Origin of the sequence: Cereibacter sphaeroides 2.4.1 (assembly GCF_000012905.2) — a bacterium.
GTDB classification, from domain to species: Bacteria; Pseudomonadota; Alphaproteobacteria; order Rhodobacterales; family Rhodobacteraceae; genus Cereibacter_A; species Cereibacter_A sphaeroides.
Window position 1 is genome coordinate 73,152 of record NC_007493.2, and the last position, 13,999, is coordinate 87,150.

At 69.9% G+C, this 13,999-nt stretch carries 13 protein-coding genes; 10 read left to right on the forward strand and 3 right to left on the reverse strand.

Features of this window, described 5'->3' with window-relative positions; genetic code table 11:
- Positions 1–45: 45 nt before the first annotated feature.
- The 5 genes from RSP_RS00335 (at position 46) to RSP_RS00355 (ending at position 3,032) form a co-directional block, all read left to right on the forward strand.
- The gene (locus RSP_RS00335) at positions 46–393 is read left to right on the forward strand and encodes a DUF1428 domain-containing protein (RefSeq protein WP_002722157.1); all 348 of its coding nucleotides are present in this window, start codon (positions 46–48) and stop codon (positions 391–393) included.
- 1 nt (position 394) lies between these two features.
- On the forward strand, positions 395–1,138 hold the full coding sequence (locus RSP_RS00340; RefSeq protein WP_011336779.1) for a VOC family protein: 744 nt from the start codon (positions 395–397) through the stop codon (positions 1,136–1,138).
- Between the two features lie 131 nt (positions 1,139–1,269).
- Positions 1,270–2,184: a thioredoxin gene (gene trxA / locus RSP_RS00345; protein WP_011336780.1), complete on the forward strand. Its 915-nt coding sequence runs from the start codon at positions 1,270–1,272 to the stop codon at positions 2,182–2,184.
- Between the two features lie 27 nt (positions 2,185–2,211).
- Positions 2,212–2,856 carry an LON peptidase substrate-binding domain-containing protein gene (locus RSP_RS00350; protein WP_029534491.1) on the forward strand — a complete coding sequence of 215 codons (645 nt, stop codon included), beginning with the start codon at positions 2,212–2,214 and terminating at the stop codon, positions 2,854–2,856.
- Positions 2,853–3,032 (forward strand): Trm112 family protein, encoded by a 180-nt coding sequence (locus tag RSP_RS00355; RefSeq protein WP_002722161.1) that lies wholly within the window; start codon positions 2,853–2,855, stop codon positions 3,030–3,032. Before RSP_RS00350 ends, RSP_RS00355 begins: the two co-directional genes overlap by 4 nt.
- 76 nt (positions 3,033–3,108) lie before the next feature.
- Here the strand turns inward: RSP_RS00355 and RSP_RS00360 are convergent, their stop codons facing one another.
- Positions 3,109–4,338: an FAD-dependent monooxygenase gene (locus tag RSP_RS00360; protein WP_011336782.1), complete on the reverse strand. Its 1,230-nt coding sequence runs from the start codon at positions 4,336–4,338 to the stop codon at positions 3,109–3,111.
- 81 nt (positions 4,339–4,419) lie between these two features.
- Here RSP_RS00360 and RSP_RS00365 point away from each other — a divergent pair, with 81 nt between their 5' ends.
- The 4 genes from RSP_RS00365 to RSP_RS00380 all read left to right on the forward strand — a co-directional run bounded on the left by RSP_RS00365 (position 4,420) and on the right by RSP_RS00380 (position 11,111).
- Positions 4,420–5,745, forward strand: a complete 1,326-nt coding sequence (locus RSP_RS00365; RefSeq protein ID WP_017140029.1) for an amidase — start codon at positions 4,420–4,422, stop codon at positions 5,743–5,745.
- Positions 5,746–5,867: 122 nt separating this feature from the next.
- Positions 5,868–7,046 (forward strand): aminotransferase class I/II-fold pyridoxal phosphate-dependent enzyme, encoded by a 1,179-nt coding sequence (locus tag RSP_RS00370; RefSeq protein ID WP_011336784.1) that lies wholly within the window; start codon positions 5,868–5,870, stop codon positions 7,044–7,046.
- A 10-nt stretch (positions 7,047–7,056) separates the two neighbouring features.
- Positions 7,057–10,341, forward strand: a complete 3,285-nt coding sequence (locus tag RSP_RS00375) for a DNA translocase FtsK (RefSeq protein ID WP_011336785.1) — start codon at positions 7,057–7,059, stop codon at positions 10,339–10,341.
- Positions 10,342–10,472: 131 nt separating this feature from the next.
- A complete protein-coding gene (locus RSP_RS00380; RefSeq protein ID WP_011336786.1) occupies positions 10,473–11,111 on the forward strand; it encodes a LolA family protein in 639 nt (212 codons plus the stop codon).
- A 60-nt stretch (positions 11,112–11,171) separates the two neighbouring features.
- On the opposite strand, the gene RSP_RS00385 is transcribed toward RSP_RS00380, so the two are convergent.
- Positions 11,172–11,753 carry a transglycosylase SLT domain-containing protein gene (locus RSP_RS00385; RefSeq protein WP_002722170.1) on the reverse strand — a complete coding sequence of 194 codons (582 nt, stop codon included), beginning with the start codon at positions 11,751–11,753 and terminating at the stop codon, positions 11,172–11,174.
- 270 nt (positions 11,754–12,023) lie between these two features.
- On the opposite strand from RSP_RS00385, the gene hspQ reads away from it, so the two are divergent.
- A complete protein-coding gene (gene hspQ / locus RSP_RS00390; RefSeq protein WP_002722172.1) occupies positions 12,024–12,350 on the forward strand; it encodes a heat shock protein HspQ in 327 nt (108 codons plus the stop codon).
- Between the two features lie 40 nt (positions 12,351–12,390).
- Here hspQ and RSP_RS00395 read toward each other — a convergent pair whose 3' ends face one another.
- Complete coding sequence (locus RSP_RS00395) at positions 12,391–13,968, reverse strand: gamma-glutamyltransferase family protein (protein WP_011336788.1); 1,578 nt, start codon at positions 13,966–13,968, stop codon at positions 12,391–12,393.
- Between the last annotated feature and the right edge of the window lie 31 nt (positions 13,969–13,999).

Below are 13,999 nucleotides of genomic sequence, written 5' to 3' on the forward strand. Positions count from 1 at the left end.
GGGGAAGCCCGAGCCCTGCGGGGCCATCCAGAGGAGGAGAGTTCCATGCCCTATGTCGACGGATTCGTCTGCGCCGTCCCGGTCGAGAACCGGCAGAAATACATCGACCATGCGCTGTTCGCGGCCCGGAAGTTCAAGGAACTGGGGGCGCTGCAGGTGGTGGAATGCTGGGGCGACGATGTGCCCGAGGGCAAGCTCACCTCGTTCCGCATGGCGGTGAAGCAGGAGGAGGGCGAGGCGGCCATCTTCTCCTGGGTGGTCTGGCCCTCGAAGGAGGTGCGCAACGCGGCCTGGCAGAAGATGATGGAAGACACCGAGATGGCGGGCATGGAGATGCCGTTCGATGGCAAGCGGATGATCTACGGCGGCTTCGAGCAGGTCGTGGAGGTCTGACATGGGCGGCTTCGTCTGGCACGAGCTGACGACGGCCGACCCGGACGGGGCGGCGGCCTTCTACGGCCGCCTCCTCGGATGGGAAGCCGAGACCTTCCCCAGCAGCGCACCGCCTTACCTCGTCCTGAAGGCGGCGGGCGTGGGCGTCGCGGGCCTCTGCGCCGCGAAGGCGCCCCAGCCTGCGGGCTGGATCGGTTATCTCCATGTCGCCGATGTGGAGGAGGCCTGCCGCCGGGCCGAGGCCGCGGGTGGCACTGCCGTGGCTCCGGCCGAGGAGATGGAGGGCATCGGGCGCATGCAACTGATGCGTGACCCGGACGGCGTGCCCTTCGTTCTGATGACCCCCGCCCCGCGCGAGGCTCCGCCCCGGCCGCCCGAGGGCACGACGGGCCTCTCGGTCTGGGACGAGCATTACGGCGCGGATGTGGAGCGCAGCTTCGCCTTCTATGCGGGCCTTGCCGGCTGGACGAAGGACAGCGCGATGGACATGGGCGAGATGGGCACCTACCAGATGGTCGCCGCCGGAGGCCGTGCCATCGCAGGGCTGATGCGCGCGCCCGAGGCGATGGGGCCGCGGTGGCTCGCCTATTTCAACGTGCCCTCCGTCACCGGCGCGATGGAAGAGGCGGAGCGCCTCGGCGGTCGGCCCTTCTTCGGCCCGCAGGAGGTGCCGGGCGCCATGTGGATCGCGCAGATCCTCGATCCGCAGGGGCATCCGTTCGGGATCGTCGGGCCGAAGGGCTGAACCGGGCCGGGGAGGGCGGCGGAAAAGGCGCGCTCCCGCCCGGCTTTGCGGGGCAGAGCGCCGGTTTGCCTCTTGGCCTTTGGCAGACCGGCGCGCATATAGGGTCACCACGTCAGACGGAGGATGAACCCATGCTCGGATTCGGTGACAAGCCCGCGAACGGCGCCGCTCCGCAGGGCGACCTTGTGAAGGATACGTCCGAAGCGACCTTCATGCAGGATGTAATCGACGCCAGCCGCGATGTGCCGGTGATCGTCGATTTCTGGGCCCCCTGGTGCGGCCCCTGCAAGACCCTCGGACCTGCACTCGAGGCCGCCGTCACGGCCGCCAAGGGCAAGGTGCGCATGGTCAAGGTCAACGTGGACGAGAACCAGATGATCGCGGCGCAGCTGCGCATCCAGTCGATCCCGACCGTCTATGCCTTCTTCCAGGGCCAGCCGGTCGACGGCTTCCAGGGGGCGCTGCCGCCCTCGGAAGTGAAGAAGTTCGTGGAGAAGATCGCGGCGATGGGCGGCGACGACGGCCTGGCGGATGCGCTGGCCGCGGCCGAGGAGATGCTGGCCGAGGGCGCGGTCGTCGATGCGCTCGAGACCTTTGCGGCCATCCTCGGCGAGGAGCCGGAGAATGCCGCGGCCTATGCGGGCCTGATCCGCTGCCATCTCGCCTCGGGCGACCTCGATCAAGCCGAGGCCTATGCCGCCGCGGCGCCCGCGGCCATTGCCAAGGCCAAGGAGATCGAGGGCGCCCGCGCGCAGATCGAACTGGCGCGGCAGGCCGCCAAGGCGGGGCCGGTGACCGAGCTCAGCCGGGCGGTCGAGGCCGATCCCGCGAACCATCAGGCCCGGTTCGATCTGGCGCTCGCGCTCCATGCCTCGGGCCAGATCGACGAGGCGGTGGATCAGCTGCTCGAGCTGTTCCGGCGCGACCGGGAGTGGAACGAGGGCGCGGCGCGGACCCAGCTCTTCACCATCTTCGACGCGCTGAAGCCCACCGATCCGATCGTTCTGAAAGGACGCCGCCGGCTCTCCTCGATGATATTTGCCTGATCGATGGGGCGGGCTAGTTCAGAGCCCATGATCAAGCAGGCCGACCTCCCCAACGTGATCCCCGTGTTCCCGCTGCCGGGCGCTCTGCTCCTGCCGCGGGCGCGTCTGCCGCTGCATATCTTCGAGCCGCGCTATCTGCAGATGCTCGACGACACGCTGAAGACGCCGAACCGGCTGATCGGCATGGTGCAGCCGCGCGACGTGCCGGGCGGCGCCGAAAAGCGGCTCCATGCCATCGGCTGCGCGGGCCGGCTCACCGGCTTTTCCGAGACCGAGGACGGCCGCTACATGATCACCCTCTCGGGCATCTCGCGCTTTCGCGTGATCTCGGAGGTGCAGGGATTCACGCCCTACCGCCGCTGCACCGTGGACTGGGCCGACTTCTCGCGGGATCTGGGGCCCGCCGAGACGGATGCGGGCTTCCGGCGCGAGGCCTTCCTCGACCTGCTCGGGCGCTATTTCACGGCGATGGAGCTTTCGACCGATTGGGGCAGCCTGCGCGAGGCCGAGGAGGAATTGCTGATCAATTCGCTCTCGATGCTCTGCCCCTTCGACCCCGAGGACAAGCAGGCGCTGCTCGAGGCGCCGTCGCTCGAGACACGGCGCGAGACGCTGGTCACGTTGATAGAATTCGCCCTCCGGGGCGGCACTGGTGAAGAGGTGATGCAATGACCGGGACCACTCTGTTCGACCGCCGGATGCTCGAGGCGCTTGTCTGCCCCGTGACGCAGGCGGGACTGGCCTACGATGCCGACCGGCAGGAGCTGATCTCGAAACAGGCGCGGCTCGCCTTCCCGATCCGCGACGGGATCCCGATCATGCTGGTGTCGGAAGCGCGCGAGCTCTGAGCCGCGAGGTCAGGCGCCGGCCGCCGGGGGCTGTCTGCCCCCGGACCCCCGAGGGTATTTGGGCAGAGTGAAAGGCTCAGATCGGGCGGCCCTGCAGCAGCCGCGGCAGGTCGCCCGAGAGGCCGGCCGCCTGCCGGATGAAGCCGCGGCGCAGGCCGGGCAGGGCGTTCACGATCCCCATGCTGAGGTCGCGCCCCGCGCGCATCACCGGGTTGTCGTTCGAGAACAGGCGGTTGACCATGTCCATGCCGAGGGCGAGCGCCGTCGCGTCGAAGCGGCGCCACTGCTGGTAGCGGTCGAGGACGAGCGGGCTGCCCACATCCTCGCCGCGGCGGGCGGCGAGCGTCAGCACTTCGGCCAGCGCCGCCACGTCCCTCAGCCCGAGGTTCAGACCCTGGCCCGCGATCGGATGGACGCCATGCGCCGCATCGCCCACCAGCGCCACCCGCGGCGCCACGAAGCTGTGGGCGAGCGAGAGCGAGAGAGGATAGGTGAAGCGGTCGCCCGCGAGCCGGATCGAGCCCAGGAAATCGCCGAACCGCGGGCGGAGGGCGCCGAGATAGTCGGCGTCGGGCAGGCGCTGGATCCCGGCCGCGGCGGCGTCGCTCTCGCTCCAGACGATGGAGGAGCGGTGACCGCCCGGCAGCGGCAGGATCGCGAGCGGGCCGCCGGGCAGGAAATATTGCCAGGCGGTGCCCTCGTGCGGGCGCTCGTGCTCGATGGCCGTGACGAGGGCGGTTTGTCCGTAGCCCCAGCCGCTGCGCCGGATCCCCGCGCGGCGCGCCGTGCCGCTCTGCCGGCCGTCGCAGCCGACGAGGAGACGGCCCGAGAGCTGCGCCCCGGTCGAGAGCGTGACGGTGACGCCCTGAGGGCCCACCTCCTGCGCCTCGACGGTGGTGCCCGAGACGAGCCGTATGCGCGGCTCGGCTTCGAGTGCCGCGAGGAAGGCCGCATAGAGGAAGCGGTCCTCGAGCAGGTAGCCCATCGGACCCTCCTCGATCTCGGCATGGTCGAAGGCCAGCACGAAGGGCGAGGGGCCGCCTGCGGTGGTGCCGTCGGCGGTCACCACCCGGAGGATCGGCTGGGCCTGCGATGCGAGCCCGTCCCAGAGGCCGAGCGCCGCGAGCAGCCGCTTCGAGGCCAGCGCCAGCGCATAGGCGCGGCCGTCGAAGCCAGGCTCTGCGCGCTGCGGCGCGGGGCGCCCGTCCACGACCGTGACGGAAAAGCCGTTGCGCGCCAGCGCGAGGGCGAGGGCGGGGCCGTTCAGCCCGCCTCCGGCGATCAGGATGTCGGCAGCTTGGGTCATGGGGCCAATATGGCCGGCGTCACGGGATTGTCCAGCCGGCGCGGCACGGTTACCGTCGCGGCGCGGGACAGGGAGAGCGCGATGGATCGGCTTTGGATGACGGCGGCGGAGCTGGGGCGGGGCATCGAGGCCGGCAGGATCCATCCGGTCGAGCTGGCCGAGGCCTTTCTCGCCGCCGCAGCCGACCACCCGGAGGGGACACGCATCTATGCGCGGCTCTGCCCGACGAGGGCCCGCACCGAGGCGATGGCCGCGGCGGAGCGGGCGAAGCGCGGCCTGCGCCGGGGGCCGCTCGACGGGGTGCCGGTCTCGTGGAAGGATCTGTTCGACACGGCGGGCGTCGCCACCGAGGCGGGCTCGGCGCTGCTGAAGGGCCGGGTGCCGGCAGAGGACGCCGCGGTGCTGGGCACCGCCACGCTGGGCGGGCTCGTCTGCCTCGGCAAGACCCACATGTCCGAGCTGGCCTTCTCGGGGCTGGGCCTCAATCCGGTGACGGCGACGCCGCCCTGCGTGAACGATCCGGCGGCGGTGGCGGGCGGATCCTCTTCGGGGGCGGCGGCCTCGGTGGCATTCGGGCTTGCGCCGGCGGCCATCGGCTCGGACACCGGCGGCTCGGTGCGCATTCCCGCGGCCTGGAACGACCTCGCGGGGCTCAAGACCACGGCCGGCCGGCTTTCGCTGGCGGGCACGGTGCCGCTCGCCGCGCGGTTCGACACGGTGGGTCCGCTGGCGCGGACGGTCGAGGATTGCGCCCTGCTTCTCGCCATGCTCGAGGGCGGGCGCCCGGCAGACCTGGGCGGCGCCTCGCTGGCCGGGCGGCGGTTCCTCGTGCTCGAGACGCTGGCGCTCGAGGATCTGCGCGAGGCGCCGGCGCGGGGGTTCGAGGAGGCGGTCGCGCGCCTGGCCCGGGCCGGGGCCCGGATCGAGCGGGGGACCGCGCCCGAAGTAGTCGAGGCCATGGCGATGGCGGGCCCGCTCTTCACAGGCGAGGCCTATGCCACCTGGGCCGAGGTGATCGAGGGGGCGCCCGATCTCATGTTCCCGCGGATCCTCGAGCGGTTCCGCTCGGGCGCGTCGATCACGGCGGTGGAGTTCGTGACCGCATGGCAGCGGCTGGAGGCCCTGCGGGCCGCCTGGGCTGCGCGCACGGCGGGCTATGACGCGGTGCTCGTGCCGACCTCGCCCATCCTGCCCCCCGATGCGGAGCGGCTTCTGACCGACGAGAGCTACTATGTCGGCGAGAATCTCCTCGCGCTCCGCAACACCCGGATCGCCAACCTGATGGGGCTTCCCGCCCTGACCCTGCCCACGGGCCAGCCCTCGTGCGGGATCTCGCTCATGGGGCAGCCCATGGGCGAGGAACGCCTGCTGCGCTTGGGCGCCGCCGCCGAACGGGCATTGGGCTGACCGGCGAAAAAGCCACAACGCGGGGCGGGCGGGAGGGGCCCCGGCCTTTTTCTGGACCCTCCGGGAAGTTGCCGCTATCTTGCGACAAACGGGGCGATACGACCCCGATCACGAGGCAGTCAATGGCATTTCCCGAGCGGTTTTCGAACCTGCCAGATTACGCATTTCCGCGTCTGCGGAAGCTGCTCGACCCGCATGCGCCGGGCGGCGAGCCCGTGGCCATGACCATCGGCGAGCCGAAGCACCCGATGCCCGAGTTCGTCGGGCCGGTGCTGGCCGAGTCGCTGGCGGGGTTCGGGCTCTATCCTCCGAACGACGGCACGCCCGAGCTGCTGTCCGCCATCGGCGGCTGGCTGAAGCGGCGCTACCGGGTCGATCTCGGTCCCGAGCGGATCATGGTGCTGAACGGCACCCGCGAGGGGCTGTTCAACGCGGCTCTGGCGCTCGTGCCCGAGACGAAGCGGGGCGCCCGTCCGGTCGTGCTGATGCCCAACCCCTTCTACCAGGTCTATGCGATGGCGGCGCTCGCGCTCGGGGCCGAGCCGGTCTATGTGCCGGCGCTGGCCTCGAACGGCTTCCTGCCCGACTATGCGAGCCTGCCTGCCGAGATCCTCGAGCGGACGGCGCTGGCCTATCTCTGCTCGCCCGCCAATCCGCAGGGCTCGGTCGCCTCGCGCGATTACTGGGCGGGGCTGATGGATCTGGCCGAGACCCACGATTTCCGGCTCTTCGCCGACGAATGCTATGCCGAGATCTGGCGCACCGCGCCGCCGGCGGGGGCGCTCGAGGTGGCGGATGCGACGGGGGCGGACCCCGAGCGGATCTTCGCCTTCCACTCGCTGTCCAAACGGTCGAACCTGCCGGGCCTGCGCTCGGGCTTCGTCGCGGGCGGACCCGAGGGCATTGCCCGGATCCGGCAGCTGCGCGCCTTCGCGGGCGCGCCGCTGCCTCTGCCGGTGCAGCGCGTCTCGGAACGCGCCTGGGCCGACGAGACGCATGTCGAGGCGAACCGGGCGCTCTATCAGGAGAAATTCCGCATCGCGGACGAGGTCTTCTCGGGCCTGCAGGGCTATATGGGCCCCGAGGGAGGCTTCTTCCTCTGGCTGCCCGTGCCCGACGGCGAAGAGGCGGCGCTGAAGCTCTGGACCGAGACGGGGGTGCGGGTGCTGCCCGGCGCCTATCTCGCCCGCGAGGTCGGCGGCGAAAATCCCGGAAAGGGCTACATCAGGGTCGCCATGGTGGCCCCCAAGGACGAAATGCAGCGCGGGCTGGTGCGGCTCCGCGACTGCCTTTACGGGTGAGGACGGTAGCATGGCATCCTATCACGCACGGCAGCGCGACCCGCTTCTGGATCAGAACATGCAGGCGATGCTGGAGCGCCGGGGCCGCGAACTGCTGGGCATCGGCCTGCTGATCGTGGCCTTTCTCTTCATGCTCATCCTCGGCACCTATTCGCCCGAGGATCCGGGCTGGATGGTGGCCACCGACGAGCCCGCGCAGAATGCGCTGGGGCGCATCGGCGCCGCGATCTCCTCGACGCTCATGATCATCGCGGGCAAGGGCTCGTGGGGTCTGCCCATCGTGGCGGGCGCCTGGGGCGCGCGCTTCCTCCTGCACCGCGGCGAGGAGCGGGCGCTGGGCCGGATCGTCTTCGCGGTCATTGCCATCGCGCTCGGCTCGATCTATGCCGCGACCCACGTGCCGGGGTCGGAATGGACCCATTCCTTCGGGCTCGGCGGCCTCTTCGGCGATACCGTGCTGGGCGCGCTTCTCGAGATCCTCCCCCTGCCCGCAGCCTACGGGCTCAAGCTTTTGTCGCTGCTCGTGGGCGGCGGGCTCGTCGCCATGGGCCTCTTCGTCTGCGGCTTCGACCTGCGCGAGCTCCGGCAGGTGACGCAGTTCCTGCTGGTCGGGCTGGTCGTGACCTACAACGCCGCGCTGCAGCTGGCCGGCCGCGGGTCGGTGCAGGCCGCGCAGCTCATGCAGGAGAAGATCCGCGCCCATCGCGAAGGCCGCGCCGCGGTCGATGCCGCCGCCGTCCGGGGCGAGGCGCGTGCCGAGGCGATGCCGCGCCCGCGCAGCCGCTTCCGCGAGCCCGAGCCCGAGCCGGAACCCGCGCCCCGCATGGGCTTCCTGAGCCGCCTGCGGGCGCAGGCCCCCGAGGACGATCCGGAGCCCGTCATCGAAGAGGCCGCCTGGGGCCGTCCGGCCACCCTGCGCGCCGATACCACCCGCCCCGCCGCGCTGCGCTCGGAAGGGCTGCGGGCAGAGCCGCGCCATGTCGAGCCTGCACCGGCTCCCGCCCAGCCCCGCACCGGCCTTCTGGCCCGGATGCCGCAGATCATCCGCCGCGTCACCGATCCCGAGGCCGAGCTGGTCGAGCACGCCCTGTCGGATGCGGCCGCAAATGCGGAAGGCCCGACCGAAGACCGCATCAAGGCCCGCATCAATGACGTGATCCGCTCGCGGGTGCGCCAGTCGACGGGGCCGCTCTCGCCCATCGCCGCGGCCATCGCCCGGCGCGAGCCGCCGATGGCGCGCCGCCGCTCGGGCCCCGCGCCGATGGTGGCGACCCGCCGCGCGCCGATGGAGCTGCCGCCGGAACCGCCGGTGGTGGCGGGCGCCGGAGAGAAGATCCGCTTCGCCTCGGGCATGGTCGCCTCGCGCATGCCGGGCGCCGCGACCGCGCGCCTCGCGGTGAGCGCGCTCGAGGCCGATGCGGCCCCCGCCCATGCGCCGCGGCTGATGGCCGAGGCCTACGATGCCTATGAGGCCTGCGAGACGGGTGAGCCGATCCTGACCGCGCGCGAGCAGCTGGCCTATGCCGACGAGGACGAGGCCGCCGCCTATGACGAGGCCTATGCCGCGGAGGAAGAGGTCGAGAGCTACGCCGCCGAGGAAGCCGCCTGGCTTCCGCACGAGGATTTCGACGACAGCACCGACTGGGCGCCCGAACCCGCGGCGCCCGCGGCCCCCATGATGGCCCCCGCGATGGCCCCGAAACCCGCCGCGGCGCCCGCGGCCCGCGCCCCGGCCGTCCGCCCGCCCGAAGCGCAGCCGAAGCCGCGCTTCGAGGAGCAGGAGACCCATTACGAACTGCCGCCGCTCTCGCTTCTGGCCTGCCCCTCGACCATCGTGCGCAACACGCTGTCGGTCGATGCGCTGAAGGAAAATGCGCGGATGCTCGAGTCCGTGCTCGAGGATTACGGCGTGAAAGGCGAGATCGTGGACGCTCAGGCGGGCCCGGTCGTCACGCTCTACGAACTCGAACCGGCGCCGGGCCTCAAGGCCAGCCGCGTGATCGGTCTGGCCGACGACATCGCCCGCTCGATGTCGGCGCTTTCGGCGCGCGTCTCGACTGTGCCGGGCCGGACTGTGATCGGGATCGAACTGCCGAACGTCAGCCGCGAGAAGGTGATCCTGCGCGAGATCCTCGCGGCGCGCGACTTCGGCGACAGCTCGATGCGGCTGCCGCTCGCGCTCGGCAAGGACATCGCCGGCCGTCCCGTGGTGGCGAACCTCGCCAAGATGCCCCACCTGCTGATCGCCGGGACCACCGGCTCGGGCAAGTCGGTGGCGATCAACACGATGATCCTGTCGCTCCTCTACAAACTCACGCCCGAGGAATGCCGGCTCATCATGATCGACCCGAAGATGCTGGAACTGAGCGTCTACGACGGGATCCCGCACCTCCTCTCGCCGGTCGTGACCGATCCGAAGAAGGCGGTCGTCGCCCTCAAATGGGTCGTGGGCGAGATGGAAGAGCGCTACCGCAAGATGTCGAAGCTCGGCGTCCGCAACATCGAGGGCTACAACGGCCGCGTGTCCGAGGCGCTCGAGAAGGGCGAGATGTTCAAGCGGACGATCCAGACCGGCTTCGACGAGGATACGGGCGAGCCGGTGTTCGAGACCGAGGATCTCCAGCCCGTGCGCCTGCCCTTCATCGTGGTGGTCGTGGACGAGATGGCCGACCTGATGATGGTGGCGGGCAAGGAGATCGAGGCCTGCATCCAGCGCCTCGCGCAGATGGCGCGGGCCTCGGGCATCCACCTCATCATGGCCACGCAGCGCCCCTCGGTCGATGTCATCACCGGCACGATCAAGGCGAACTTCCCCACCCGGATCAGCTTCCAGGTCACCTCCAAGATCGACAGCCGCACCATCCTCGGCGAGCAGGGGGCCGAGCAGCTCCTCGGCATGGGCGACATGCTCTACATGGCGGGCGGGGCGAAGATCACCCGGATCCACGGCCCCTTCGTCTCGGACGAGGAAGTCGAGGAGATCGTGAACCATCTGAAGAGCTTCGGGCCGCCGAAATACATGTCGGGCGTGGTCGAAGGCCCCGAGGACGACCGCGCGGACGATATCGACGCGGTGCTGGGCCTCGGCGGCAACACCGACTCCGAGGATGCGCTCTACGATCAGGCGGTGGCCATCGTGGCCAAGGACCGCAAATGCTCGACCTCCTACATCCAGCGCAAGCTGGGCATCGGCTACAACAAGGCCGCGCGCCTCGTCGAGCAGATGGAGGAACAGGGCGTGGTGACGGCCGCGAACCATGTGGGCAAGCGCGAGATCCTTCTGCCCGAGCAGTGAGGCGTGGGCGCTCCGGGATGGGGCGCCTCTCGCAGCGGACGGAACCGGGCCGCTCCGCGCGGCTTGGTCCTGTCCCGGCCGCCCGGCCGGAAGAGTGAAACCTTTCTCGCCGCAACGTGAAGGCGGCGGGGATGCGCAGTCCCCGGGGAGCCCCTAGCTTCATCACCATGAAACCGATGCGTCTGATCCTCGCGCCTCTGGCGTTCCTCGCCCTCGCGCTGCCTGCGGCAGCCGAGAAGATCCCGCTCTCCGCGCTCTCGTCCTATCTCAACGGGCTGAGCACGGCCGAGGCCGATTTCACTCAGGTGAATGCGGACGGCTCGGTCTCGACCGGGCGCATCTTCATCAAGCGGCCCGGCCGCGTGCGCTTCGAATATGCGCCGCCGGAGAAGAGCCTCGTGGTGGCAGGCGGCGGGCAGGTGGCGATCTTCGACGCCAAGTCGAACCAGCCGCCCGAGCAATATCCGCTGAGCCGCACGCCGCTGAGCCTGATCCTCGCCCAGAACATCGACCTCGGGCGGGCAAAGATGGTGGTGGGGCACCGCGAGGACAAGAACACCACCCGCGTCGTGGCGCAGGATCCGGCGCACCCGGAATATGGCACGATCGAGATGGTCTTCACCGCGAATCCGGTGGCGCTGCGCCAGTGGGTCATCACCGACGATGCGGGCAATCAGACGACGGTGATCCTCGGCGCCATGGCGCAGGGCCGCAATCTTCCGGCCTCGCTCTTCAGCATCCAGTCCGAAGCGGCCAAGCGCAGCCGCTGAGGGCCTCGCCTGAACCGCCCCACAAGCGGGGCGCGGGAGCGTCCCGCGCCCAATTTTCCGTCAGCGGCGGCAGGAGGTGAGCTGCGCGCGGTAGCGCTGCTCCCGGTCGCCCACCCGCTGCGCCACGGCCAGAAGCCAGGGCTTCGCATTGTGGCTTCCGCGGGAATAGCCGGTGCGGCCCTCGTGATAGGCGAGATACTGGTTGGTCGCATCCCACTTCGGGATGCCGAGGCGGCGGGTCGTGCCGTCCATGTACCAGCCCATGAAGTCGGTCGCATCCTCGATGCGGTCCCGGCGGGCGCGGCGCTTGCGGCGCTCGTCCATATATTCCTCCCAGGTGCCGTCGAGCGCCTGGCTGTAGCCGTAGGCCGAGCTCTGCCGGCCCATGGGGATGATCCCCAGAAGGAACTGATGCGGTGTGCGCGCATTGCCGACGAACTTCGATTCCTGATGAATCGTGGCCATCTGCACCGAGACCGGGATGCCCCAGCGGCGCTCCGTGGCCTTCATGGCCCGGTAATATTGCGGCCGTTCCGCGACGATGCTGCAGGCATTCTCCAGATCGCGGGGGGGGGAATACCGTCCGCCGCCGCAGGAAGCCAGGAACACCAGCAGTATGGCCGCGCGGAGAAGTCTGCTCATCTGCCCCTCGCGTCTTCTGTTTTGTCCGCAGGATAGGCGAAATGAGACAGAGGGGAAATGGTCCCGCGGCCATGGCTCTTCAGAAAAACGCGAGATTGCGGAACTGTCGCGGGTTCCCGCCATTGATGTCACGGTGAAAACTCGAGTGCCGCACGGCCTTTGCGGGCAGGCAGCGGCAGATATGGGCACATACCGTTTCCTCCCCATGCACGCGTCGTGGTGGACAAATGGATGGCAGCCGGAATAATGGAGTGGTCAGGGGTGCGGGACATGCTCAAGACACAGGCGAAATATCATCTGGGACAGGTGCTCCGTCATCGGAAGCATCCGTTCCGCGGCGTGGTCTTCGACGTGGACGCGATGTTCGCCAACACCGAGGAATGGTATGACGCCATCCCCGAGGAGAGCCGTCCCTCGCGCGACCAGCCCTTCTATCACCTGCTGGCCGAGAACGATCAGAGCTATTACGTGGCCTATGTCTCCGAGCAGAACCTCGTGCCCGACGACACGGGCGAGCCGGTCGAGCATCCCGATCTGGCCGAACTCTTCGGCGAGTTCGAGGATGGCCGCTACCCGTTGCAGTTCCAACTGAACTGAGCCGCGCCGCCTCTCCGGACGGCGCCGGCCCTTCCCGCCTTCAGTAGCCTAATGCGCAGCCGTCCTTCCGCGGATCGGAGGCGCCGACCAGCACCCCGTCCTCGCCGATGAGAATGGCCTGCGCGCCGCCGATGGGCTCGTGCGGCACGCGGACATCGTGGCCCATGGCGGCCAGTTCGGCCCTCACACGCTCGTCATAGCCGCGCTCGACCAGCATCCCGTCCGGCCCCGAGAAAGAGCGGGGCGCGTCGATGGCCTCCTGCGGATCCATCCCGAAGTCGACGAGATTCGAGACGAAGCGCGCATGGCCCGCGGGCTGGTAGGCGCCGCCCATGACGCCGAAGGGCACGATCACCCGGCCCTCGCGGCGGATCATCCCGGGAATGATCGTGTGCATGGGCCGCTTGCCGCCCATCGCCTCATTGGCATGGCCCTTCGTCAGGCAGAAGCCCGCCCCGCGGTTCTGGAAGTTGATCCCGAACCGGGCCGAGGCGAGGCCCGAGCCGAAGCTGTGATAGACCGAATAGATCAGCGACACCGCCATCCGGTCGCGGTCGACCACGGTCAGATAGACGGTGTCGCGATGCACGGCCTCGGAGAGCGGAGCCGCCTCGGGCATGGCCCGCGTGGGGTCGATCAGCGCGGCCAACCGCTCGGCCGTCTGCGGCGACAGCATGTGGTCGAGCCGCCGCACATGGTCGGGATCGGCGAGGAAGCGGTTGCGCGCGTCATAGGCGAGTTTCGCGGCCTCGGCCTCGAGATGCGCGCGTGCGGTGCCGAACGGGTCCATGCCCGCCACATCGAAGTGGGACAGGATGTTCAGCATTAGAATGGCAGTGGCGCCCTGACCGTTCGGCGGGTGCTCGACCAGCTCCACGCCCTTGTAGGTGCCCGAAATCGGCTCGCCGTAGGTGCAGGCGGTTGCCGCGAAATCCTCGAGCATGTGCGTGCCGCCCACCGAGCGGAGCGAGGTCACCATATCCTCGGCCACCTCGCCCTCGTAGAAGCCCGCGCGGCCCTGCTGGGCGATTCGGCGCAGGACCTCGGCCTGGCCGGCGGCCCGGAAGATCTGGCCGGCGCGCGGGGCGGCCCCGTCGACGAGGTAATATTGCCGCGCGGCTCCCTGCAGCTTCTCTTCGGCCAGGGCCCAGTCGAAGGCCGTGCGGGGCGCGACCGGCACGCCCTCCTCGGCATATTGGATGGCGGGGGCGAGGACCTGCGCCAGTTCGAGATTGCCCCAGTCCGCCGAGAGGCGGCAGAAGGCATCCACGGCGCCCGGAACGGTCACCGCCTCGGGTCCGTGCAGCGGCACCGTCGCGTGGCCCTTCTCGCGCATCAGCGCGGCCGAAAGGCCCGCAGGCGCGCGGCCCGAGCCGTTCAGCGCCACGATCCTGTCCTCTCCGGGCGGTTTCAGAAGCACGAAGCAGTCGCCGCCGATCCCGGTCATCTGCGGCTCGCAGATGCCCAGAAGCACCGCGGCCGCAATGGCTGCATCGGCCGCGTTGCCGCCCGCCTGCAGGATGTCGATGGCGACCTTGGAGGCGAGCGGGTGGGAGGTGGCACAGAGACCGTTGCCGGCATAGACGGCCGAGCGGCCCGGTAGATGGAAATCGCGCATGTCATCCTCCTGATCGGGGAGGAGCCTAGAA